18 protein-coding genes are annotated in these 23037 nt (G+C 57.5%); 7 read left to right on the top strand and 11 right to left on the bottom strand.

Annotated features, from left to right (window positions below; all coding sequences use genetic code 11):
- Positions 1–200 precede the first annotated feature (200 nt).
- Positions 201–821, top strand: coding sequence for an FKBP-type peptidyl-prolyl cis-trans isomerase (gene fklB, locus GQR96_RS02190; RefSeq protein ID WP_002886687.1), 621 nt, complete (start codon positions 201–203; stop codon positions 819–821).
- A gap of 305 nt (positions 822–1126) precedes the next feature.
- Complete coding sequence (gene cycA / locus GQR96_RS02195) at positions 1127–2530, top strand: D-serine/D-alanine/glycine transporter (protein ID WP_004206470.1); 1404 nt, start codon at positions 1127–1129, stop codon at positions 2528–2530.
- Positions 2531–2634: 104 nt separating this feature from the next.
- Here the strand turns inward: cycA and ytfE are convergent, their stop codons facing one another.
- The 4 genes from ytfE to GQR96_RS02215 all read right to left on the bottom strand — a co-directional run bounded on the left by ytfE (position 2635) and on the right by GQR96_RS02215 (position 6178).
- Positions 2635–3297: an iron-sulfur cluster repair protein YtfE gene (ytfE, locus tag GQR96_RS02200; RefSeq protein ID WP_069734326.1), complete on the bottom strand. Its 663-nt coding sequence runs from the start codon at positions 3295–3297 to the stop codon at positions 2635–2637.
- A gap of 82 nt (positions 3298–3379) precedes the next feature.
- Positions 3380–4351, bottom strand: a complete 972-nt coding sequence (locus GQR96_RS02205) for a DMT family transporter (protein WP_004206472.1) — start codon at positions 4349–4351, stop codon at positions 3380–3382.
- Between the two features lie 75 nt (positions 4352–4426).
- Positions 4427–5251, bottom strand: coding sequence for an AraC family transcriptional regulator (locus GQR96_RS02210; protein WP_048294052.1), 825 nt, complete (start codon positions 5249–5251; stop codon positions 4427–4429).
- 78 nt (positions 5252–5329) lie between these two features.
- Positions 5330–6178: an SDR family oxidoreductase gene (locus tag GQR96_RS02215; RefSeq protein WP_048294053.1), complete on the bottom strand. Its 849-nt coding sequence runs from the start codon at positions 6176–6178 to the stop codon at positions 5330–5332.
- A 90-nt stretch (positions 6179–6268) separates the two neighbouring features.
- Between GQR96_RS02215 and GQR96_RS02220 the strand changes: the two genes are divergently transcribed.
- Positions 6269–6640, top strand: a complete 372-nt coding sequence (locus GQR96_RS02220; protein WP_004206475.1) for a winged helix-turn-helix transcriptional regulator — start codon at positions 6269–6271, stop codon at positions 6638–6640.
- Positions 6641–6780: 140 nt separating this feature from the next.
- On the opposite strand, the gene cpdB is transcribed toward GQR96_RS02220, so the two are convergent.
- Entirely contained in the window at positions 6781–8724 is a 1944-nt protein-coding gene (cpdB, locus tag GQR96_RS02225) for a 2',3'-cyclic-nucleotide 2'-phosphodiesterase (RefSeq protein WP_049114980.1), read from the bottom strand.
- A 191-nt stretch (positions 8725–8915) separates the two neighbouring features.
- On the opposite strand from cpdB, the gene cysQ reads away from it, so the two are divergent.
- Positions 8916–9659, top strand: coding sequence for a 3'(2'),5'-bisphosphate nucleotidase CysQ (cysQ, locus tag GQR96_RS02230; protein ID WP_023291737.1), 744 nt, complete (start codon positions 8916–8918; stop codon positions 9657–9659).
- Here the strand turns inward: cysQ and GQR96_RS02235 are convergent.
- Positions 9649–10206, bottom strand: coding sequence for a YtfJ family protein (locus tag GQR96_RS02235; RefSeq protein WP_004206478.1), 558 nt, complete (start codon positions 10204–10206; stop codon positions 9649–9651). The genes cysQ and GQR96_RS02235 overlap by 11 nt on opposite strands.
- Positions 10207–10530: 324 nt before the next feature.
- On the opposite strand from GQR96_RS02235, the gene GQR96_RS02240 reads away from it, so the two are divergent.
- Positions 10531–10737, top strand: coding sequence for a DUF1107 domain-containing protein (locus GQR96_RS02240; protein WP_002886707.1), 207 nt, complete (start codon positions 10531–10533; stop codon positions 10735–10737).
- 61 nt (positions 10738–10798) lie between these two features.
- Here GQR96_RS02240 and araC read toward each other — a convergent pair whose 3' ends face one another.
- The 5 genes from araC to msrA all read right to left on the bottom strand — a co-directional run bounded on the left by araC (position 10799) and on the right by msrA (position 17319).
- Entirely contained in the window at positions 10799–11671 is an 873-nt protein-coding gene (gene araC, locus GQR96_RS02245) for an arabinose operon transcriptional regulator AraC (protein ID WP_004206480.1), read from the bottom strand.
- 30 nt (positions 11672–11701) lie between these two features.
- Positions 11702–13711 (bottom strand): beta-galactosidase, encoded by a 2010-nt coding sequence (locus tag GQR96_RS02250; RefSeq protein ID WP_043519301.1) that lies wholly within the window; start codon positions 13709–13711, stop codon positions 11702–11704.
- 18 nt (positions 13712–13729) lie between these two features.
- Entirely contained in the window at positions 13730–14962 is a 1233-nt protein-coding gene (locus GQR96_RS02255) for an oligosaccharide MFS transporter (RefSeq protein WP_065878175.1), read from the bottom strand.
- Between the two features lie 200 nt (positions 14963–15162).
- Positions 15163–16500, bottom strand: a complete 1338-nt coding sequence (locus tag GQR96_RS02260; protein ID WP_004206485.1) for a polyamine export protein PaeA — start codon at positions 16498–16500, stop codon at positions 15163–15165.
- 180 nt (positions 16501–16680) lie between these two features.
- Positions 16681–17319 carry a peptide-methionine (S)-S-oxide reductase MsrA gene (gene msrA / locus GQR96_RS02265; protein WP_032456893.1) on the bottom strand — a complete coding sequence of 213 codons (639 nt, stop codon included), beginning with the start codon at positions 17317–17319 and terminating at the stop codon, positions 16681–16683.
- A 209-nt stretch (positions 17320–17528) separates the two neighbouring features.
- On the opposite strand from msrA, the gene tamA reads away from it, so the two are divergent.
- Both tamA and tamB read left to right on the top strand, forming a co-directional pair.
- Positions 17529–19262, top strand: a complete 1734-nt coding sequence (gene tamA, locus GQR96_RS02270; protein WP_057212400.1) for an autotransporter assembly complex protein TamA — start codon at positions 17529–17531, stop codon at positions 19260–19262.
- The gene (tamB, locus tag GQR96_RS02275) at positions 19259–23035 is read left to right on the top strand and encodes an autotransporter assembly complex protein TamB (RefSeq protein WP_064187970.1); all 3777 of its coding nucleotides are present in this window, start codon (positions 19259–19261) and stop codon (positions 23033–23035) included. The genes tamA and tamB overlap by 4 nt, the downstream gene beginning before the upstream one ends.
- Positions 23036–23037 lie beyond the last annotated feature (2 nt).

Genomic DNA, 23037 nt, shown 5'->3' on the forward strand with positions numbered 1-23037 from the left:
ATATTTTTATCCTGCATATGAGTATAGATGGCTAACGTCCTGATGACCGGAACAAAGTGAAGTTAACCTGATGCCGCCTATTGTTTCTTTTTCGCTGAGATTTGTCATCATCCGCCGACAAAGTTTTACCCATTTCGCTATGGCTGTTATGCTTCCGGACGCTTTTCTCTTGATGTTTATCACCCAAAAAAGGAACAAAGATGGCAACCCCAACTTTTGACACTATCGAAGCGCAGGCAAGTTACGGTATCGGCTTGCAGGTTGGACAACAGCTGAGCGAATCCGGCCTGCAGGGGCTGCTGCCGGAAGCGTTGGTGGCGGGTATCGCCGATGCGCTGGAAGGTAACCAGCCGCAGGTGCCGGTAGAAGCCGTCCACCGTGCGCTGCGTGAAATCCACGAGCGCGCCGACGCCGTGCGTCGCGAGCGTTTCCAGGCGATGGCCGCTGACGGCCAGAAGTACCTTGATGAAAACCGCGAGAAAGAGGGTGTGAACAGCACCGAGTCCGGCCTGCAGTTCCGCGTGCTGACCCAGGGCGAAGGCCCGATCCCGGCCCGTACCGACCGCGTACGCGTGCACTACACCGGCAAACTGATCGACGGCACCGTCTTCGACAGCTCCGTCGCCCGCGGCGAACCGGCAGAGTTCCCGGTGACCGGCGTAATCGGCGGCTGGATTGAAGCGCTGACCCTGATGCCGGTAGGTTCCAAATGGGAACTGACCATCCCGCACAACCTGGCCTACGGCGAGCGCGGCGCTGGCGCGTCGATCCCTCCGTTCAGCACCCTGATCTTCGAAGTTGAACTGCTGGATATTATCTAAACAGCAGAGGCTTCCTCTTCCCCAGCGGCGGGGGAAGCCACAAAAATAGCGTAAAATCCTTAAGTTAAAAATTAATTGGAATTATGTTTTGCATTCATCGCATATGGGTGTATTTTTGTGAGCTATTTCGCGTTAGATGAGTGATATAACACTCACTTTAAACATAAAATTAACATTATATCTAAATCATAGTATTCATCCCTCCGATTCTTACCTAATATCGACTAGCCCTTGCTGGGGTTAATGACAGACGACAGGCCATCAGAGCCTGAACAACACAGACAGGTACAACAGGAAGAAATCACATGGTAGATCAGGTTAAAGTCGCTGCTATCGAGCAGGAGCCGACTGAACAATCGCTACGGCGAAATCTCACAAACCGACATATTCAGCTGATTGCAATTGGCGGGGCGATCGGCACTGGATTATTTATGGGTTCTGGCAAAACCATCAGCCTTGCCGGGCCATCCATTATTTTTGTTTATATGATTATCGGTTTTATGCTGTTTTTCGTTATGCGAGCCATGGGCGAATTACTGCTGTCGAACCTCGAATATAAATCCTTCAGCGACTTCGCGGCCGATCTGCTGGGCCCCTGGGCGGGCTACTTTACCGGCTGGACCTATTGGTTCTGCTGGGTGGTGACGGGGATGGCGGACGTGGTGGCGATCACCGCCTACGCGCAGTTCTGGTTTCCCGGACTCTCCGACTGGGTCGCGTCGCTGGCGGTGATCCTGCTGCTGCTGGGCCTGAACCTTGCCACCGTCAAAATGTTTGGCGAAATGGAGTTCTGGTTCGCGATGATCAAAATCGTCGCCATCGTGGCGCTGATCGTGGTCGGCCTGGTGATGGTCATGATGCATTTTAAATCGCCGACCGGCGTCGAAGCCTCTTTCGCGCATCTGTGGAATGACGGCGGCTGGTTCCCTAAAGGGCTGAGCGGCTTCTTCGCCGGCTTCCAGATTGCGGTATTCGCCTTCGTGGGGATTGAGCTGGTCGGTACCACTGCGGCTGAGACCAAAGACCCGGAAAAATCCCTGCCGCGGGCGATTAACTCCATCCCGCTGCGTATCATTATGTTCTACGTCTTCGCATTGATTGTGATTATGTCGGTGACGCCGTGGAGCTCCGTGGTGCCGAGCAAGAGCCCGTTCGTTGAGCTGTTCGTGCTGGTCGGTCTGCCGGCGGCGGCGAGCCTGATTAACTTCGTGGTGCTGACTTCCGCAGCCTCCTCAGCCAACAGCGGCGTCTTCTCCACCAGCCGTATGTTGTTCGGTCTGGCGCAGGATGGTCAGGCGCCGAAGATGTTCGCCAAGCTGTCGAAGCGTGCGGTGCCGGCGAAGGGCTTAACCTTCTCCTGCATGTGCCTGCTGGGCGGTGTGGTGATGCTGATGGTCAACCCGAGCGTGATCGCCGCGTTCACCATGATCACCACGGTGTCGGCGATCCTGTTCATGTTCGTCTGGACGATTATCCTTTGCTCTTACCTGGTCTATCGTAAAAAGCGTCCGCAGCTGCACGAGAAGTCCAAGTATAAGATGCCGCTGGGCAAATTAATGTGCTGGGTGTGCATGGCCTTCTTCGTCTTCGTACTGGTGCTGTTGACCCTCGAAGATGATACCCGTGAAGCGCTGATGGTCACCCCGCTGTGGTTTGTTCTGCTGGGTGCGGGCTGGCTGTTTGCCGGCAAAAAACGTCTGGCGAAATAAACGAAAATTTTAACGTTGCTTGCAACGGATCGTCATAAAAAAGGCCACTCAAAGTGGCCAAATAAGACGGACAATGTCGAGGGCGCCTGCGGGCGCCTTTTTCTTTACTTACCGGCGAGCGCACGCGGGAACAGCACGTTATTTTCCAGACTGATGTGCTCCATCAGATCGTCGATCATCTCGTTGATACCGTTATACATTGCCTTCCAGGTGGTGCAGGCTTCCGGCGGCGGCGTCACGTTATGGGTGATATGTTTGATTACCTCGAGCAGTTCGCCCGCTTCATCATGCTCGCTTTCCATTACGCCGATCGGGCCCCCGGCCTGGGCGCCCATCCCCTGTTTGATCATCGGAAACAGGATCTGCTCCTCTTTCATCATGTGGCTGGAGAGCTCCTGCTGCAGCATGGTCAGGTACTTCGTCAGCCCTTTCGGCACATTCGGTTTATCGGCGTGGACCCGTTCAACCTTGGTGGCTTGCAGGATCAGCTCCGGCAGCTGTTCGCGGTGCCGGTCATGATAGCGAACGATGATACGGTCGATGATCTCCGCCAGAGGCGCCGCGCGCCAGTCGCGGGTGATAGGCTCCCCGGCCAGTTTCTCCAGCTCGGCCTCAATCACCGCGACATCCAGCGCTTTGCGCGATGCGGCGCGCGCCAGCGTCTGTTTGCCGCCGCAGCAGTAATCCATATCGTATTGACGGAACAGGGCGGAGGCGCGCGGGATGGTCAGCGCCAGCTCGCCTAAAGGTTGGTCACGGAAAGCCATAGCAGTTACCTCGTCATCAGGAATATAAGATGTATTTTAAATGCATCTTTTTGGCGAGGGAATACCCCTTAATAGGGCCCGGCTACTTTTTTTCGTTCGTCAGCGGTTGCAACGTTGGTTTTTCCGGCCTGGCGCGGACGGCGGAGACCACGCCGAGCACCAGCAGCAGGATACCGCTCAGGGTCAGCAGCGGCGGTAAACTTTGCCGCAACAGAAAGGTATACAGAAGCCCGGCCAGGGTTTCGAAAACGATAAGCGGCCCGAGGATCACCGTCGGTAATCGTTGACTGGCAATATTCCAGCACAGCGCGCCGACCCATGAGCAGAGCACCGCGATGGCCAGCATCAGCGTAATAAACACCGCCGGGCGCGGGCCGAAGGGCAGGGGGAACCCGGCCTGCTGACCGTGCAGCCAGGCGCAGGCGGCGAGATAGCCGGCCAGCGAAACCGGAAGCGTCACCAGCGCCTGAGCGGTAGCCCACATCATCGGCGGTTGATGCGGGTTCTCCCGAAGCCAGCGGGCGTTGCGCAGGGCATACCAGGCCCAGCAGACCACCGACCCCAGCGCCAGCGCAATGCCGGAGCCGTAGCGCCACGGGCTAAAATCAGGCAGCCCCTGGCGCAGTTCCGCGACGTTAACGCAGATCAGGCCGACGGCGATGCAGACCAGCGCCGGAAACAAGCGCCGCCATGGCAGCTTTCCGTCGCGCTGGCTGTAAAGCAGATTGGCGAAGACCGGCAATACCACCGGCAGCGTGCCGATAATCATGGTGGAGACCGGCGCCCCGGTACGCTGAATGGCGCTGGCCAGGCAGACGTAATAGATAAGATTTCCCATCATCGTCAGACCCAGCGCGGTCCACCAGTCGTTCCGGCTCAGCTGGCGCAAACGCGCGCGCCCGAGCCATGCCAGCGGCAGGGCGATCAGACCCAGCGCCAGATAGCGTCCCATCGACTGCAGCATCGCCGGATACTCTGGCACCAGCAAAGGCCCGACGAAAATTAAACCCCACATCAGCCCCGCCAGCAGGGCGTACAACACACCACTAATCATCATTGCATCCATTGTCATCACGGTTGTCTGCAGTGTAGAAGGAGGCCGGGCGGGAATATTGTATGAGATTGCGCATCAGCGCCTGGCGACCTGCTTCTGATAGCGTACCGGCGTAATGCCGTAACGCTGGGTGAAGGTGCGGGTCAGGTGAGACTGGTCGGTGAGGCCGACGGCTATCGCCACTTCGGCGGCGGGCATGCCGTGGGTGAGAAATGCTTTGGCGCGCCACAGGCGGATGGCCATCAGCATCTGATGGGGCGTTACGTGGTAGTGGGCTTTAAACTGGCGCTGAAAGTGGTACGGGCTCAGCGCCGCCACCTGCGCCAGCTCGTCGAGGGTGATGGGGCGCATATAGTTATCATGCAGGTAGTCGCGCACGCGGTCGAAGCGATGCCCGGCCTCACCCTGCGCCGAGGCATGGTGGGCCAGAGGGCGGAAGGCGTCGATGAGGTCGAGCAGCATTCCCTGCTGGGCCAGCGCATCTTCGCTGTGCCACAGACCGTAAATCAGCTGGCCAATCCGCCGGGACCGCAGGGGATCCTCGCGAACCACCTCGCTGAACCACCAGTCGCGCACGCCGGTGATGGCTTCCAGACGGTCGGGCTCCAGATAAATCATCCGGTAGCGCCAGCCGTCGGCGGTTTCCGCTTCGCCGGTGTGCAGCTCGTCGGGATTCATGGTGACAATGGCATTGGCGGCGGCGATGTGCTGACTGCCGCGGTAGCGAAAGCGCTCGGCGCCCTGCTCAATCACGCCAATGCCGAAAGCTTCGTGGGTATGGGGTTCAAAGGCGTAGCGGGAGATATGGGCGTGGTAAAGCTCTACCCCGGGCAGCTGTTCGAGATGGCGAAAGCGCGCGCGATCTTTTTCATCACTAAATTGGGGTGGTACGCCCTGCATGCCTGCCTCCCGACGATTAATCTCTTCAATATGAGAGAGGAACCGCCGGGACGCAACCGCAAAAGCTGAGAGGGGCGGTTACAGAATGCCTTTCACGCTTTCGGCAAGGGAGGTGGTCGGACGGCCGATCAACGTACTCAGGGTGCGGCTGTCGTCAAACAGCCCGCCTTTCGAGGCGCCGACGTCGGAGTCTGCCAGCATATCGGCCAGACCCGCCGGCAGGCCGACGCTTTTCAGCGCGGCGGCGAAGTCGGCTTCGCTGAGATTTTGGTAGACCACGTTTTTACCGCTTTGCTTGCTCAGCTCAGCAGCCAGGTCGCTCAGCGTCCAGGCGTTATCACCCGCCAGTTCATAAACTTTCCCTGCATGGCCTTCACCGGCGATAACGCGGGCGGCCGCGGCGGCATAATCTGCGCGGGTAGCGGAGGCAATTTTACCTTCGCCGGCGGCGCCGATAAACACGCCGTGCTCCAGCGCCGGCGGCGCGCTGGCCAGATAGTTTTCAGTATACCAGCCGTTACGCAGCAGGGCGTAAGCGATACCCGAGTCGGCCAGCATCTGCTCAGTTGCAATATGCTCTGCGGCCAGGCCCAGCGGCGAAGTGTCGGCGTGCAGCAGGCTGGTGTAGGCGATGAACTTCACCCCAGCGGCTTTGGCGGCGTTGATGACGTTGCGGTGCTGTACGGCGCGCTGGCCGACTTCGCTGGAGGAGATTAACAGCAGTTTATCCACGCCCTGCAGCGCGGCGGTCAGCGCCGCTTCGTCGCTATAGTCGGCCTGGCGGACGACAACGCCCTGCTGGCTGAGAGTCTGGGCTTTGGCCGGGTTGCGGACAATCGCCACAATCTGGCCGGCAGGGACGGTTTTAAGCAGGTCTTGCAGAACGTAGTGGCCAAGCTGGCCGGTGGCACCGGTAAGAGCGATCATTAGTCTTCTCCTTCGTGTTTAGTGGCAGTTGTGGTAAGCTAACACCTTAACTAACTTTTAGTAAGTACGTACAAAAAGGTAAGTGTGAAAATGGCCGAACCGACGCTGAGCGAGAAACTGCGCAATGGCAATTTGTTTGCGGAACAGTGCCCGTCGCGCGATGTGCTTAAACATGTCACCAGCCGCTGGGGCGTGTTGATTCTGGTGGCGCTGCGCGAAGGAACCCATCGCTTCAGCGATCTGCGGCGCAAAATGGGCGGGGTCAGCGAAAAGATGCTGGCGCAGTCGCTGCAGGCCCTGGAGCAGGATGGTTTTATCGACCGCGTCTCTTATCCGGTGGTGCCGCCGCACGTTGAATATAGCCTGACGCCGCTCGGCCTGCAGGTGAGCGAGAAGGTGGCGGCCCTGGCGGACTGGATCGAGGTAAATCTGCCGGCGGTGCTGGCTAGCCACGAGGAGTGAAAATGTATCACTCCCTGTAGCCCCGGTAAGCGCAGCGCCACCGGGGAGATATTCCCGGATAGCGGCTGGCGCCTTATCCGGGCTACCCATCAGCTCCGGTTTGTAGCCCCGGTAAGCGCAGCGCCACCGGGGAACAGGGATTACTGACTCAAATCCAGCTGATAAATGGCGAAGCCGATATCATCGGTGGTCACCTGGCGCATCGGATATTGGGCTTTCTCTTTGATAAACGCCGCGGCTTTGTCGCCAGGCGAGGTCTCAAAACGAATATCCAGCGGCGTCTTACTGTGGATCGGCGCCAGACGCCAGTTGTTATCCGCCGCCGGATGGATCGCGCCATCCTTCTTCGATTGCGCGCCAATCCATGCCGCCAGCACTGAACGGTTTTCATCCGGTGAGGCGAAGGCGATATGGCTTTCGCCGGTGCCAGCGAATTTACCGCCGTACGCGCGATAGTTATTGGTGGCGACCAGGAAAGTGGCCTGCGGATCGACCGGTTTGCCGTTGAAGGTCAGGTGCTTAATACGCTCTGCCTGCGGATGGATCATCTGACATTCGCCGTCGTAGCGGGCCGGCTGAGTGACGTCGATCTGGTAGTTCACCCCGTCAATCACGTCGAAATTATAGGTGCGGAAGCCGTCCCAGTTGATCAGCGACTGCGGCTTGCTGCTGGTCGGGTCAATCTGGTTAAACTGCCCGGCAGAGCACTCCAGCCACTCCTTGACCTCCTTCCCGCTGACCTTCATCACCACCAGGGTGTTCGGGTAGAGATAGAGGTCGGCGGCGTTGCGGAAGGTAAGCTGGCCTTTTTCCACTTCCACGAAGCTCGCCGGATCGTTTTTACGCCCGCCGACTTTAAACGGCGCGGCAGCGGAGAGTACCGGTAGTTTCGCCAGATCCGGGTCGCCCTGAATGTAGTGTTCAACGTAGGCTTTCTGCGCCATGTTGACCACCTGCACCGTCGGGTCGTCCTGCACCAGCGCCAGATAGCTGTACATGTTGTCGGCGGACTTGCCGATCGGCTTACTGACGAACTCGCGAGTAGCGTCGTGATCGCCTTTCAGCACCGCCACCAGCTTACCGTCTTCGTCCGCCAGCGATTTCTTCGCCACCGCGTCGTAGATTGGCCGTGCTTCCGCTTTACTCTGAGTCACCTGCCATTTGCCGCTGTCGTTGTTCAGCACCAGATCGACCACCCCGAGATGATCGCCCCACATTCCCGGCATCACCGCCGGTACGCCGTTCAGCGTCCCTCTGGCGATATCCGCGCCTTTAATGTTGGCGAAGTCTTTGCCTGGGAATACCGCGTGGGCGTGGCCGAACATGATGGCGTCAACGCCGGGCACCTGGCTTAAGTAGTAGACTGAGTTCTCGGCCATCGCCTGATACGGGTCGGCGGAGAGGCCGGAGTGAGCGACCACTACCACCACATCAGCCCCTTTCGCCCGCATCTCCGGGATATATTTGCGCGCGGTTTCGGTAATGTCGTTTACCGTCACTTTGCCGCTAAGATTGGCTTTATCCCAGGTCATGATCTGCGGCGGCACAAAGCCGATATAGCCGATGCGCAGGGTGTGGGATTGACCTTCGCTGTCCTGAACCGGGGTATCCTTGATCAGGTACGGGGTGAACAGCGGTTTGCCGGTTTTGGCATCGATGATATTGGCGTTCACGTAGGGGAATTTCGCCCCGGCCAGCGCCTTGTGCAGGAAGTCGAGGCCGTAGTTGAATTCATGGTTGCCCAGGTTGCCGACGGCATAATTCAGGGTATTCATCGCCTTATACACCGGATGAACATCGCCCTCTTTCAGTCCCTTGGCGGCCATGTAGTCGCCCAGCGGGCTCCCCTGGATGACATCCCCGTTATCCACCAGTACGCTGTTTTTCGCTTCTGCCCGCGCCTGTTCAATCAGGGTGGCGGTACGCACCAGGCCGAATTTCTCCGTGGCGGCATCTTTGTAATAGTCAAAGTCCATCATATTGCTGTGCAGATCGGTGGTTTCCATGATCCGCAGGTCGACCGTTGCGGCGTTGACGCTGGCGGCGATCAGCGTGGCCAGGAGCGTTGCGCTAAACTTAATCATCAGAGGCGTCCTTTTTTATGAGCGATAGCACAGAAGAAAATGTATTTATATTCTGTTGCTTACAGAAATGTGAATCTTGCCAGAAAAGCGGGCAGAGAAACCGCCATCGTTATCACAGATAGCGGAACTTGCGGTGATGCGATATAAATAAAACAACGAGTTAACGCCACTGTAACCAGACGAGGTGGAGAATGTTAGAACAAGTATGTCAGCTTGCACGGAACGCGGGCGATGCCATCATGGAAGTTTACGATGGAAACCAACCGATCAACGTCGCCAGCAAGAAAGATGATTCTCCGGTCACGGCGGCGGATATCGCGGCGCATAAAGTCATTGTCAGCGGCCTGCAGGCGCTGGATGCCACCATTCCTGTTTTGTCGGAAGAGGACCCGCCGGCCTGGGAAGTGCGTCAGCACTGGCAGCGCTACTGGCTGGTCGACCCGCTGGACGGCACCAAAGAATTTATTAAGCGTAACGGCGAGTTCACCGTTAATATCGCGCTGATTGAAAACGGCAAGCCGACGCTGGGCGTGGTCTATGCGCCGGTGATGAAGGTGATGTACAGCGCGGAAAAAGGCAAAGCCTGGAAAGAAGAGTGCGGCGTGCGCAAGCAGATCCAGGTCCGCGATGCCCGTCCACCGCTGGTGGTGATCAGCCGCTCCCATGGCAACGATCCGGAGCTGCAGGAGTACCTTGAGCAGCTGGGCGAGCACCAGACCACTTCCATCGGCTCCTCGCTGAAGTTCTGCCTGGTGGCGGAAGGCCAGGCCCAGCTCTATCCGCGCTTCGGGCCGACCAGCACCTGGGACACTGCCGCCGGCCATGCTGTCGCGGTCGCCGCCGGGGCGCATGTTCACGACTGGCAGGGCAAAACCCTCGACTACACGCCGCGTGAATCCTTCCTCAATCCCGGCTTCCGGGTCTCTATTTATTAAGCAATTTATGCAGCAGGTCGATCACCTGCTGCACCTCTTGCTGAGTGAGCGCGCCGTCTTTGGCCCACTGGATGCGCCCGCTCTTATCCAGCACCACAATCGCCGAGCTCTTCTCGTCCAGCTGCCAGGCTTTTCGCACCAATCCATTGCTGTCGACGATAAATTGCGACCATGGGAAGAGCTTTTTATTGCTTTCGATACTGTTGCGCACAAACATACCGGTGCCCGGGATGGCATCGTCGGTATTGACGATGGTGGTGGTCTGATAGCGATCGTGCGGGAAGCCCGCCGCTTTAATCGCCTCGATCAGATTGGCATTTTTCTCTTTTGCTGACGAGCGTCCGGCGATGTGCTGGACGACGCGCACTTTTCCCGCCAGCTGCGAGCTATTCCAGTTTTTATAGCTAAACTTATCATTATCCAGAATTAATTCGCCCCGATCCGCGACGCCGACCGGCGCCACGCGCTGGCCATCGACAAAGTTATGCGCTGAGGCCAGCAGCGGCACGAGGAGTAACGAGGCGGCCAGTATGCTACGTAGGGTCATACGGTTTCCTTAATCATTTTTTGTGCAGGTGATCCGACCACTTGGTCTCGTTTAATCATAAGTGCGATTGGTGGTGATTACCCGCAATGAGGATGCCAGTTTGCGTGTTGACGCACAAATTAGTCGAAAAACGGCGACTTATACTTACTTCATCGTATGTCTGAAACGAAAATTCTGAATTATTGTCATCAAAGGGTAAATAAACTTATACATACTGGGTCCCTCTGAGATTCTGGACTATAGTTTTAGGGCATTAAAATTTGCGCTCCCGATACGTGGGCTAACTGTGGCACCACAGGAGCGTAACCCTGGCAGGAGAGAAGAATGAAAATTTTCCAACGCTACAATCCGCTGCAAGTGGCGAAGTACGTGAAGATCCTGTTTCGTGGACGGTTGTACATCAAGGACGTTGGCGCATTTGAATTTGATAAGGGCAAAATCCTTATCCCGAAGGTCAAGGACAAGCTGCATCTGTCAGTGATGTCCGAAGTCAATCGTCAGGTGTTGCGTCTGCAAACTGAGATGGCATAACCTGAAACGTAGCAGTACGTAGTAGGTAAAAGACGGCTCCCGATGGGAGCCGTTGATGTTTTTAGCCCTTCATTTCCGCATAGCGTTTGCGATATTCGCCCGGTGGAATACCGTTATGTTTACGAAACAAGCGGGTGAAATAGACCGGATCGCTGTAGCCTACCGATAAAGCAATTTTGTTAAGCGGGAGCGAGGTGCTCTGAATAAGCCACCTGGCGCGGTTGATGCGTTGCGTTTCCCGCCATGCATAAACCGTTTGCCCCAGTTCATTTTTGAAAAGGTGCGCCAGACGTGAAGGGGAGATAAATACCATCGCCGCCAGGGTCTCGATTTTTACCTCCTGCGCAATATGGGCGTTGAGGTAGTCGCAGACGGCGTTAATCCGTGGGTCGTGGGCGTGACGGTTGCTGATGGGCTGTCGCTGAAAACAGTGAAGGATCAATCTTTCCAGGGCGTTCATCGCCAGCGCTTCCGACAGCGGCGCGGATGCCGAGTGATGGCGTATCACTTCGTAGAACAGATCGCGCAGCTGCTGGAGCTGTTCGGGATCGTTAATGGTTGTTTTGCCGATACCGTGAGTAGTTTGGTCCCACTTTAGCCAGTCTATCCAGTAGGGGCGGGGGATAAAGTAGATCCACAGATGGTCCCAATACTCGCTGTGCTCGTCCCTGCCGTAGTGATGGGGCACCCCGGGAGGAAACAGCAGCAGATCGTTTTCCCGGCACAGAAGGAAGCCATCGCCCGCCTTCGCCCGCGCCTGGCCGCGCAGGGTCAGATTAATGATGTAACCTTTCATCCCCTGCGGGCGGTTAATGTAGTAGTCCAGCGTGGAGCCGCGGGTAATCGGCGTGAAGCCTGCGACGACCCAGGCATTGAAGGTAAAGGTCTTCATCAATGGCGAGAAATTGAGTAGCTCATTGATATCCAGTTCCATTCTCTCTCCCACCTGAGCGCCGCCGCGTCGTTAGCTTTCGATGATAGTAAATTCCCAGGCCCTGAGGCGCAACGGCTGGCCGACGTATACTGTCTCCCCGCTCAGCAGCGCGCTACCCGCGGTCTCGCTGACAAATTCCAGCGTCTCGCCGGAGTAATTGAACAGGAAGTGGGTGGTTTTCCCGGCGCGATTACGCATTTTTTTGACCACTAATGGGAAGCGATAGGCGGAAGTGCGCGAGCGCAATGCGATATCGGCGGTTAGTACATCAAACAGCTGGCTAATCAATCCCTTCTGCGGCAGGAAGCCAACATACATCGCTCGTCCCCGGCCATAATCCGCTTCGGTGGCGGCGGCGTATTCGCCCCATGCCGGATGCTGATAGCGCAGCAAGGTGCGGGTCCCATCATCGGGCGTCAGCAATTCCATCCACAGCTCAGCCTGATTGTCATTGCGGCAATCAATCTCTGCACAGCAAGAGCTTACCGTCGTCCCTTCCGGCAGGGTGAACTGGCTGTAGCTGACGCCGCAGCTCTGCCGCAGGATCCCAGGCTGCGCGCTGCGGCGTACCTTGACGTTTTCATCGCTAAAGCCCGATTTAAAGCCGATAAGCGCTCTGCCGCCCTCGGCGATATAGTGATTGATACGCGCCAGCAGGCCATCATCGGCAGCGTACAGGCCGGGAACGATCAGCACTCGGTAGCGCGAGGTTTCCTCGTTTACATCGTGGATGATGTCGAGGCTGATATTGTGGTCATACAGCGCATCGTGGAAGCGGCGAAAGATATCGTTATAAATGTTGCCCTCGGCATCGCCAGGACGGAAGTGATTGAGGGCGTCCATTGCCTCATTGCTTATCAGCAGCGCAACGTCGTTTTCGGCCTTCAGCTCCGCCAGCTGCGGCGACAGGCGGGCAAAGTCAGCCCCGATAGTGGTGGCCTCCTGCCAGGTCGGGTTACGCGAGAAGTCGTGGCTGAGCAGCCCCTTCCAGTAGGTTTCGAAGGCGTTATGAATCGAATGCCAGTGCCAGTAGGAGACCATGGCGGCGCCGGAGGCGATATGACTGAACGCCTGCAGGCGCAGCTGGCCCGGGTAGGGAGTCCACTGGGCGAAGCCCTGCGCCTGGGTTTCCAGCACGAAGTAGTTCTGGCCCGGCTTAAGCGAGCGGGTGATGGCGCCGCCAAAGGCGATTTCCCGCCCGGTCAGGTGTGCCTGGCTCGGGTGATAGATATCGACGCCGGCGATATCCAGCGCCTGCGCCGCCGCAAAATGGTCGACCCGCGGCTGCACGCCGTAAGAGTAACCGCGCCATTCAAAATCGAAGTTGTGGGTGACGAACTGGTGCGGTTGGGCGTACTCGCGCACAATCTCCGCCTGCCAGGCCAGATACTCGGTGACCTGCTGGCGCTGATAGCGGGAGAAGGCGCAGGCGAGGCTGGCGTTGATGGTGTTTTCCACCGGCGGAAAATCCTGCCAGCGGTCAATGCGGTTGCTCCAGTAATCCAGACCGAAATCGTGATTCAGTTGTCGGAGGTCTGGATATTTCTCCTGCAGGCTGCGCACGAAGCCCTCCTGCATATAGCGGCCAATATTGTCGTAATGCTTGGTTTCGTTATCCAGTTGCCAGCCGATAATCGCCGGATGGTGTTGCACATGGGCCATCAGCGTGCGGATAATTTTTTCGGCATAGCGGCGAAAGGTCGGGTTGACGATATCCATGATCTGCCGCGGACCATATTTTTGCTGCCCCGCGACGGTGGTGACCAGAATATCGGGATGTTTCGCCGCCAGCCAGGCCGGGACCGCGTAGGTGGGCGTCCCGACGATGACCGCAATGCCGGCCTCATGCATCGCCTCGAGCACCCGGTCGATATGGTAGAAATTGTACTGGCCCTCTTCGGGCTCCAGTGTACTCCATGTGGACTCGGCGATACGCACCACGTTAATGCCGGTTTCGCGCATTAAGGCGATATCGCTGGCCAGCCGATCTTCCGGCATATATTCATCGTAATACGCCACGCCATAAAATAACTGAGACATGCAGACTACCTCCTGACATTAATTCGCGGGCAAAGGTTGTGAAGAGAACACGCGTGCTTTATCCAGCGTGATAAACGAAATGAGCGTGAAGCACAGGGCGATACTACCGAGCACGATATAGCTGCTGGTAAAGCCCATGCTCTGGTACATATGGCCGATGCCGGTGGAGAGAAAAATAGAGCTAAAGCTTTTTGAAAACTGGAAGCCAATTAAGTAAACCGTCGCGGAAAGCAGGGGGTTAAAGTTAGCGGTAATGTATTTAAGCGCCGCGACGAGTAACACCGAGCTTTCAAATCCATGGAGTAGTTTAATCAGGCTGATGGATACCGGGCCAATAGCCCACGCGGAACCGATAATGCGCAAGCTCATAATCAGCCCGCAGTATAACAGCGCATTTTTCGGGCCGATTTTATTCACAAACCATGGTGCAAAGAACATCACGATGGCATCAAGGAAAATCTGACCCGTGGTTAAATAACCGAAGACTTCTGCACCCCGGGCTTTACTCTCAAAGAAATGGCTGTAGTAGATAGCGAACTGCTGGTCATAGGTTTCATAGACCGCCCCGACGCCAATGACATAGAGGGCGAAGAACCAGAATTTTTTAATTTTTAACAACGAGACGGCATCGCGGAGGGTAACCGGCGACGTTTTGCCGGACAGCAGCCCCTGCTTTTGATGGGTGCTGATCTGCATTTTCCAGACAATCACCAGCAGGCAGACGCCTGCTGCGCTGGCCAGCCAGAAAATCATGTTCTGATCGATGCCGTAGAGCTTTCCTGCCGCAAAGGTGCCGATCGCGGCGCCGATGCCGCCGAACATCCGCGCCCGACCAAATTCGAAGCCGGAGGCGCGGCTGACCTTATCGATGTAGGCTTCGCAAATCCCGCAGCCTGCGCCGTAGGCCATGCCAATATAGAGACCGCCAGCCAGCGCGCCGAGGAACACATTTATTTTTAACAGAGGCGCGAAGACATAGATCCAGTATGGAGCGAATAAGGTGATAATGATCGCCAGCATCCACATCAGATTCTTACGATACACCAGCTTATCCGATATAAAACCGAATAATGGCTGAACGCAGACGGCCACAATGGCGGTGAAAGAATAAACCAGACCGACGTCCGTGTAGTTAATACCGATGGTTTCCGTTAACCACAGTGATAAATAGGGGTAGCAGCATCCCCAGCCTATAAAGAAAAACAGGAAAAACAGACAGCTGATAAAGTAATTTTTATTCGACGTTATCATGGTAACCCTCGCTTCCTTTATTCAGGAATATGATCGTGTAGACGCGAGCAACGTTACCTTTTTGCGCACGGGGGAGTCATAAACGTTTCGCTATCGAGCAGTAATAATCTGCTATCGGCAGTGGGGCGTGAGCCGCTTCACATTCGGGCAATAAAAAGGGCGGATGATCATCCGCCCTTAAGAGAGAGAAAGGATTACGCTCAGGCGTTCTGGCTTTCCGCCGCTTCCGCCTGCTTGGGCACCAGCACCGTGGGCTTGTTATCGATGCGGGTCACCAGCAACTGGTCGATACGGTAGTTATCGATATCCACGACCTCGAACTTATAGCCGGAGAACTTCACCGCGTCGGTGCGTTTGGGGATTTTACGCAGCATAAACATCATAAAGCCGCCGATGGTCTCGTAGTTCCCGGACTGCGGAAACTCGTCGATATCCAGCACGCGCATCACGTCATCAATCGGCGTACCGCCATCGATTAGCCACGAGTTTTCATCGCGGGCGACGATCTGCTCTTCCAGCCCCTGGCCGACGAGGTCGCCCATCAGAGTTGTCATCACGTCGTTAAGGGTGATGATCCCGACCACCAGCGCATATTCATTCATGATCACCGCAAAGTCTTCCCCGGCGGTTTTGAAGCTTTCCAGCGCTTCGGACAGGGTCAGGGTATCCGGGACGATCAACGTGTTGCGGATCTGTACGCCGCCGGTCAGCACCAGGCTCTGGTTCGCCAGCACGCGGTTCAGCAGATCTTTGGAATCGACGTAACCGATAATGTGGTCGATATCTTCATTACAGACGAGGAACTTCGAGTGCGGGTGTTCGGCCACTTTATTCTTCAGGCTCTGCTCGTCTTCATGCAAATCAAACCAAATGACGCTTTCACGCGGGGTCATGGAGGAAGGAACGGTGCGGGACTCCAGCTCGAACACGTTCTCAATCAGCTCATGCTCCTGCTTGCGCAGCACCCCGGCCAGCGCGCCGGCTTCGACCACGGCATAGATATCGTCGGAGGTGATATCGTCTTTCCGCACCATCGGCAGTTTGAAGATGCGGAAGATCATGTTGGCCATGCCGTTAAACAACCACACCAGCGGGCGGAAGACTAACAGGCAGAAGCGCATCGGGTTGATGATGCGCAGGGCCACGGTTTCGGGCGCAATCATACCGATGCGTTTCGGAGTCAGGTCAGCAAACAGGATGAACAAGCTGGTGACCAGGGTAAAAGAGATGATGAAGCTCAGTTGCTCGGAGAGCTCCGGTGACAAATACCCGCTGAGCAGGCTATGAAACGCCGGTGAGAAAGCCGCGTCGCCCACGATACCGCCAAGAATGGCGACGGCGTTGAGGCCAATCTGCACGACGGTAAAGAAGGTGCCCGGGTTCTCCTGCATCTTCAGCACCCGCTGTGCGTTGACGTTGCCTTCATCGGCCAGCAGTTTCAGTTTGATTTTACGTGAGGCGGCCAGTGAGATTTCCGATATCGAAAAAAACGCACTGACGGCTATCAGACAGAGTATTACTAAAATACTGTTTAACATATCTTTTCTGACCGTTGAGGTCAGATCCTCGGAAGGGAAGTTGATAACTTAAATGTGGAATACATAAAAAACCGGTCCGAAGGCGCTGGACCGGCTGTCACACTGGGTAGTATAGCGTAAGGGAATGTAAAGCCGCCAGAGCGTTCATTAACCGCCTCGCTGTTGAGGCGGAAATCAGAATTACGCCTGAGGCGGCAGGCAGACGCCAATGCCGCCAATGCCGCAATAGCCATGCGGGTTCTTATACAGATACTGCTGGTGATCGTCCTCGGCATAGTAGAACGGTTTGGCGGTGGCGATCTCGGTGGTGATGTGACGGGTATCGTGCGCGTCGTTCATCGCCGCCTGGAAGCGCGCGAGGCTGGCCTTTGCCGCTTCCGTCTGTTCCGGCGTCAACGGATAGATCGCCGAACGGTACTGGGTGCCGAGGTCGTTACCCTGTCGCATGCCCTGCGCGGGGTCGTGATTTTCCCAGAACACCTGCAATAACTGCTCATAGCTGATGACCTGTGGATCGTAGACCACGCGCACCGCTTCCGCGTGACCGGTCTGGCCGCTGCACACTTCGCGATAGGTCGGATTGGGCGTATAGCCGCCAGTGTAGCCGGCGGCGGTGCTGTAAACCCCCGGCAATTGCCAGAACAGACGTTCAACTCCCCAGAAGCAGCCCATGGCGAACAGTGCCACTTCCATCCCCGCCGGGACGTTGGTCATCGAGTGGCCGTTAACTGCGTGGAGCGTCGCCACTGGCATCGGGGTATTGCGTCCAGGCAGCGCATCCGCCTGGGCGACAAGATGCGTTTTATCAAATAGACTCACGGTGGGCCTCTCAATACAGAAATCGTCGTTAAGGTTGTAACGAAGCGTGTCTTTTAACACAATAAATACGCGTAATACGTCTAGATTAATACATAAGAATTATTTGGGTTATTGCCACTTTTTCAACCCTAAGTTGTTAGGGTTTTGTTAAGCCGTGGAGCGGCGCCAGTGTTTCCTGTAGGGGGAAACAGGGATATTCAGGAGAAAATGTGCTAAAAATCCGCCAGTTATGTGTCACCAGCCTTTTGCTGGTCAGCGGGGTCGCCAGCGCAGCGAATGTGCGTTTGCAGGTTGAGGGATTATCCGGAGAGCTGGAGAAAAACGTTCGCGCCCAGCTTTCCACCATCCAGAGTGATGAGGTCACGCCGGATCGTCGCTTTCGCGCGCGCGTCGATGACGCCATTCGCGAAGGTCTGAAAGCGCTGGGGTATTACGAGCCGACGATTGAATTTGATCTGCGTCCGCCGCCGAAAAGGGGCCGTCAGGTGCTGATCGCCAAAGTGACCCCGGGTGAGCCGGTGCGCATTGGCGGAACCGAGGTGATTCTGCGCGGCGGCGCCCGCACCGACAGCGACTATCTGGCGCTGTTGAAAACCCGCCCGGCCATCGGGACGGTGCTCAACCACGGCGATTACGACGGTTTCAAGAGCTCATTGACCCGCGTCGCCCTGCGCAAAGGCTACTTTGACAGCGAGTTCAATAAAAGCCAGCTTGGGGTCTCCCTCGACCGTCATCAGGCGTTCTGGGATATCGATTACGACAGCGGAGAACGCTATCGCTTTGGCCACGTCACCTTCTCCGGATCGCAAATTCGCGATGAATATCTGCAAAACCTCGTGCCGTTTAAAGAGGGCGACTACTACACCTCGCAGGACCTGGCCGAGCTAAACCGCCGCCTGGCGGCGACCGGGTGGTTCAGTTCGGTGGTGGTGGCGCCTGATTTTGCTAAGTCACGGAAAACCAAGGTGCTGCCTCTGCAGGGCGTTGTCTCGCCACGCAAAGAGAACACCGTGGAAACCGGGGTAGGGTTCTCCACAGACGTCGGTCCGCGGGTGAAAGCCACGTGGAAAAAACCGTGGATGAACTCCTATGGCCACAGCCTGACCTCCAGCGTCAGCCTCTCCGCCCCGGAGCAGCAGTTTGACTTCACCTATAAAGTCCCGCTGCTCAAGAGCCCGCTCGAGCAGTACTATCTGATGCAGGGCGGCTTTAAGCGTACCGATCTCAATGACACCCAGGCCGACTCCACCACCTTGGGGTTGTCGCGTTTCTGGGAGATGTCGAGCGGCTGGCAGCGGGCGATTAACCTGCGCTGGAGCCTGGACCACTTTACCCAGGCGAACGTCACCAACACCACCATGCTGATTTACCCCGGGGTCTCGGTGAACCGCACTCGCTCCCGCGGCGGCCTGATGCCTACCTGGGGCGATTCGCAGCGCTACTCGGTGGACTACTCCAACACCATGTGGGGCTCGGACATCAACTTTATCGTGATGCAGGCTCAGGACGTCTGGATCCGTACCCTCTATGACCGCCACCGCTTTGTGGTGCGTGGCAACCTGGGCTGGATCGAAGCGGACAACTTTGACAAGGTGCCGCCGGACCTGCGTTTTTTCGCCGGGGGCGATCGCAGTATTCGCGGCTATAAATACAAATCCATCTCGCCGAAGGACGATGACGGCAAGCTGATCGGGGCCTCGAAGCTGGCCACCGGCTCGCTGGAATATCAGTACAACGTCAGTGGCAAGTGGTGGGGCGCCGTGTTTGTCGATAGCGGCGAAGCGGTCAGCGATATTCGCGAGAGTGATTTCAAAACCGGCGCCGGGGTAGGCGTGCGCTGGCAGTCGCCGGTGGGGCCGATCAAGCTGGATATCGCCCGGCCAATCGGCGACAAAGAAGAGCATGGTTTACAGTTTTACATCGGTCTGGGGCCTGAATTATGAGTTTATGGAAGAAGATAAGCCTCGGCGTATTAATCGTGTTGGTTCTCCTGCTGGGCACCGTCGGGTTCCTGGTGGGCACCACCACCGGCTTGCATCTGGTGTTCAAAGCGGCGGATCGCTGGGTACCGGGGCTGGAAATCGGCAAAGTGACCGGCGGCTGGCGTGATTTAACCCTCGATAATGTCCGCTATGAGCAGCCCGGCGTGGCGGTGACCGCCGGCCAGTTTCATCTCAGCGTCAGGCTGCGCTGTCTGTGGGACAGCAGTCTGTGCGTAAACGACATCTCGCTGCGCGATATTTACGTCGCCGTCGATACGAAGAAGATGCCGCCCTCTGCGCCGGTCGAGGAAGAGGAGAGCGGGCCGCTGAATCTCTCCACCCCTTATCCGATCGCCCTCAGCCGCGTCGCGCTGCATAACGTCAACGTCAAAATCGACGATACCGCGGTCTCCGTGCGCGATTTTTCCACCGGCCTGAACTGGCAGGAGAAAAACCTGACCCTGACGCCGACCTCGCTGCAGGGGCTGCTGATCGCTCTGCCGAAGGTGGCGAAAGTGGCGCAGGAGCAGGTGGTCGAGCCGAAAATCGACAACCCGCGACCGCAGGAGAAACCGCTCGGCGAGACGATGACCGACCTCTTCTCGCAGCCGGTGCTGCCGGCGATGACCGATGTCCATCTGCCGCTTAACCTCAATATTCAGGCGTTCCGCGGCGAGCAGCTGCGCCTGACCGGCGATACCGATATCACCGTGTACAACCTGCTGCTGAAAGTCAGCAGTATCGACGGGCAGATGAAGCTCGACGCCCTCGACATCGACTCCGATCAGGGCAAGGTCAGCGCTTCGGGCAGCGCCCAGCTACAGGATAACTGGCCGGTAGACATCACCCTCGCCGGAACGCTGAACGTCGACCCGATGAAAGGGGAGAAGGTGCAGCTGAAGGTGGGCGGCGAGATACGTAAAACGCTTAAGGTCGGAGTGGATTTAAGCGGGCCGGTCGCGGCCACGCTGCGGGCGGACGCGCAGCTGGCGGAGGCCGGGCTGCCGCTCAATATGGAGCTGAAGAGCAAGCAGCTCGCCTGGCCGTTCAGCGGCGAGAAGCAGTTCCAGGCCGACGACGTCCAGCTGAAGTTCAGCGGCAAAATGACCGACTACGCGCTGGCCTTCTCCACCGCGGTGAAAGGCCAGTCGCTGCCGCCGGCGAAAATCGCCCTCAACGCCAAAGGCAATGAGCGGCAGATCAATCTCGACAAGCTGACGGTCAATGCCCTGGAAGGGAAAACCGAGCTGAAGGCGCTCCTCGACTGGCAGCAGGCGATCAGCTGGCGCGGCGAGCTGACCCTCGACGGCATCAACACCGCCAAAGAGGTGCCGGACTGGCCATCGAAGCTCAATGGCAGGATCAAGACCCAGGGCAGCCTGTACGGCGGCAGCTGGCAGATGTCGGTGCCGGAGCTGAAAATTACCGGCAACGTGAAACAGAACAAGGTGGATGTTTCGGGCTCGCTGCAGGGCAACAGCTATCTGCAGTGGAAAATCCCGGGGCTGCATCTGGCGTTAGGCCCGAACAGCGCCGATATCAAAGGCGAGCTGGGGGTGAAGGATCTGAATCTCGACGCCACCATCGATGCGCCGCACCTGGATAATGCGCTGCCGGGGCTCGGCGGGACGGCGAAGGGGCTGGTGAAAGTGCGCGGCACTGTCGATGCGCCGCAGCTGCTGGCGGACATCACCGCCCGGGCGCTGCGCTGGCAGGAGCTGACCATCGCCCAGGTCAACGTCAAAGGGGATGTGAAATCCACCGATCAGATTGGCGGCAACCTGGACGTACGGGTGGACCGCATCAGCCAGCCGGGGGTGAATATCAGCCTGGTGCAGCTCAATGCCAAAGGCACTGAGAAGCAGCATGAGCTGCGGCTGCGGGTGCAAGGCGATCCGGTTTCCGGCCAGCTGGCGCTGGCGGGCAGCTTCGATCGTCAGGCCGAGCGCTGGAGAGGCGCGCTAAGCGATACCCGCTTCCAGACGCCGGTGGGGCCGGTGGCGCTGACGCGCAGTATCGCGCTGGACTACCGCAACCAGGAGCAGAAAATCAGCATCGGGCCACACTGCTGGACCAACCCGAACGCCGAGCTCTGCGTGCCTGAGACCATTGACGCAGGCGCCAGCGGGCGGGCGCGGGTGAATCTCAACCGCTTCGACCTGGCGATGCTCAAGCCGTTTATGCCGGAGGCGACCCAGGCCAGCGGCGTCTTTACCGGTAATGCCGATGTCAGCTGGGACACCACCAAGGAGGGGCTGCCGCAGGGTAAAGTGACCCTCAGCGGGCGCAACGTCAAAGTGACCCAGGTGGTCAATGACGCCCCGCTGCCGGTGGCGTTCGATACGCTGAACCTCAGCGCCGATCTGCACAACAATCGCGCGGAGCTGGGCTGGCTTATCCGCCTGACCAACAATGGCCAGCTGGATGGGCAGGTGCAGGTCACCGACCCGCAGGGGCGGCGTAACCTCGGCGGCAACGTCAATATCAGCAACTTCTCGCTGGCGATGATCAACCCGATTTTCGCCCGCGGTGAAAAGGCGGAGGGAAGGCTCAACGCCCGTCTGCGCCTGGGCGGCAACGTGAAAAGTCCGCAGCTGTTCGGCCAGATGCAGTTAAGCGGGGTGGATATCGACGGCAACTTTATGCCGTTTGATATGCAGCCGAGCCAGCTGGCGATGAACTTCAACGGCACGCGCTCGACCCTGCAGGGGACGGTGAACACCCGTCAGGGGCAAATCGCCCTCAGCGGCAACGCCGACTGGACGCAGATCGATAACTGGCGGGCGCAAATTGCGGCGAAAGGCAGCCGGGTGCGGATCACGGTGCCGCCGATGGTCCGTCTCGATGTATCGCCGGACGTGGTGTTTACCGCCACGCCAAGCCTGTTCAACCTCGATGGCAAGGTGGATGTGCCCTGGGCGCGGATCGTGGTCAATGAGGTGCCGGAGAGCGCGGTTGGCGTGTCTTCTGATGAAGTGATGCTCGACAAAAACCTCAAGCCGATTAATCAGCAGAGCGCCGGGATCCCGATCAACAGCAACCTGACGATCCACGTCGGCAACAACGTTCGTCTGGAAGCCTTCGGTCTGAAAGCGCGTCTGACCGGCGATCTGAAAGTGGCGCAGGACAAGCAGGGGCTGGGACTCAACGGGCAGATCAATATTCCGGACGGCCGCTTCCACGCCTATGGCCAGGATTTGATTGTGCGCAAAGGGGAACTGCTGTTCTCCGGTCCGCCGGATCAGCCATTACTGAATATCGAAGCAATTCGTAACCCGGATGCCACCGAAGACGACGTGATCGCCGGCGTTCGCGTCACCGGCTCCGCCGATCAGCCGAAAGCGGAGATCTTCTCTGACCCGGTTATGTCCCAGCAGGAAGCGCTGTCTTATCTGCTGCGCGGCCAGGGTTTGAGCAGCGGACAGAGCGATAGCGCCGCGATGACCTCAATGCTTATTGGTATGGGGGTTGCACAAAGTGGTCAGGTTGTGGGTAAAATCGGCGAGACGTTTGGCGTAAGCAATTTGGCGTTGGACACCGAAGGGGTAGGCGACTCTTCCCAGGTGGTGGTCAGCGGCTATGTACTGCCGGGTCTGCAGGTAAAATACGGGGTCGGTATCTTCGATTCCCTGGCGACGCTGACTTTACGTTATCGCCTGATGCCTAAGCTATATGTGGAAGCGGTGTCTGGCATCGACCAGGCGCTCGATTTGCTCTATCAGTTTGAGTTTTAGCA

The organism is Klebsiella sp. PCX (genome assembly GCF_021869705.1).
In the GTDB taxonomy this organism is placed as follows: Bacteria; Pseudomonadota; Gammaproteobacteria; order Enterobacterales; family Enterobacteriaceae; genus Klebsiella; species Klebsiella quasipneumoniae.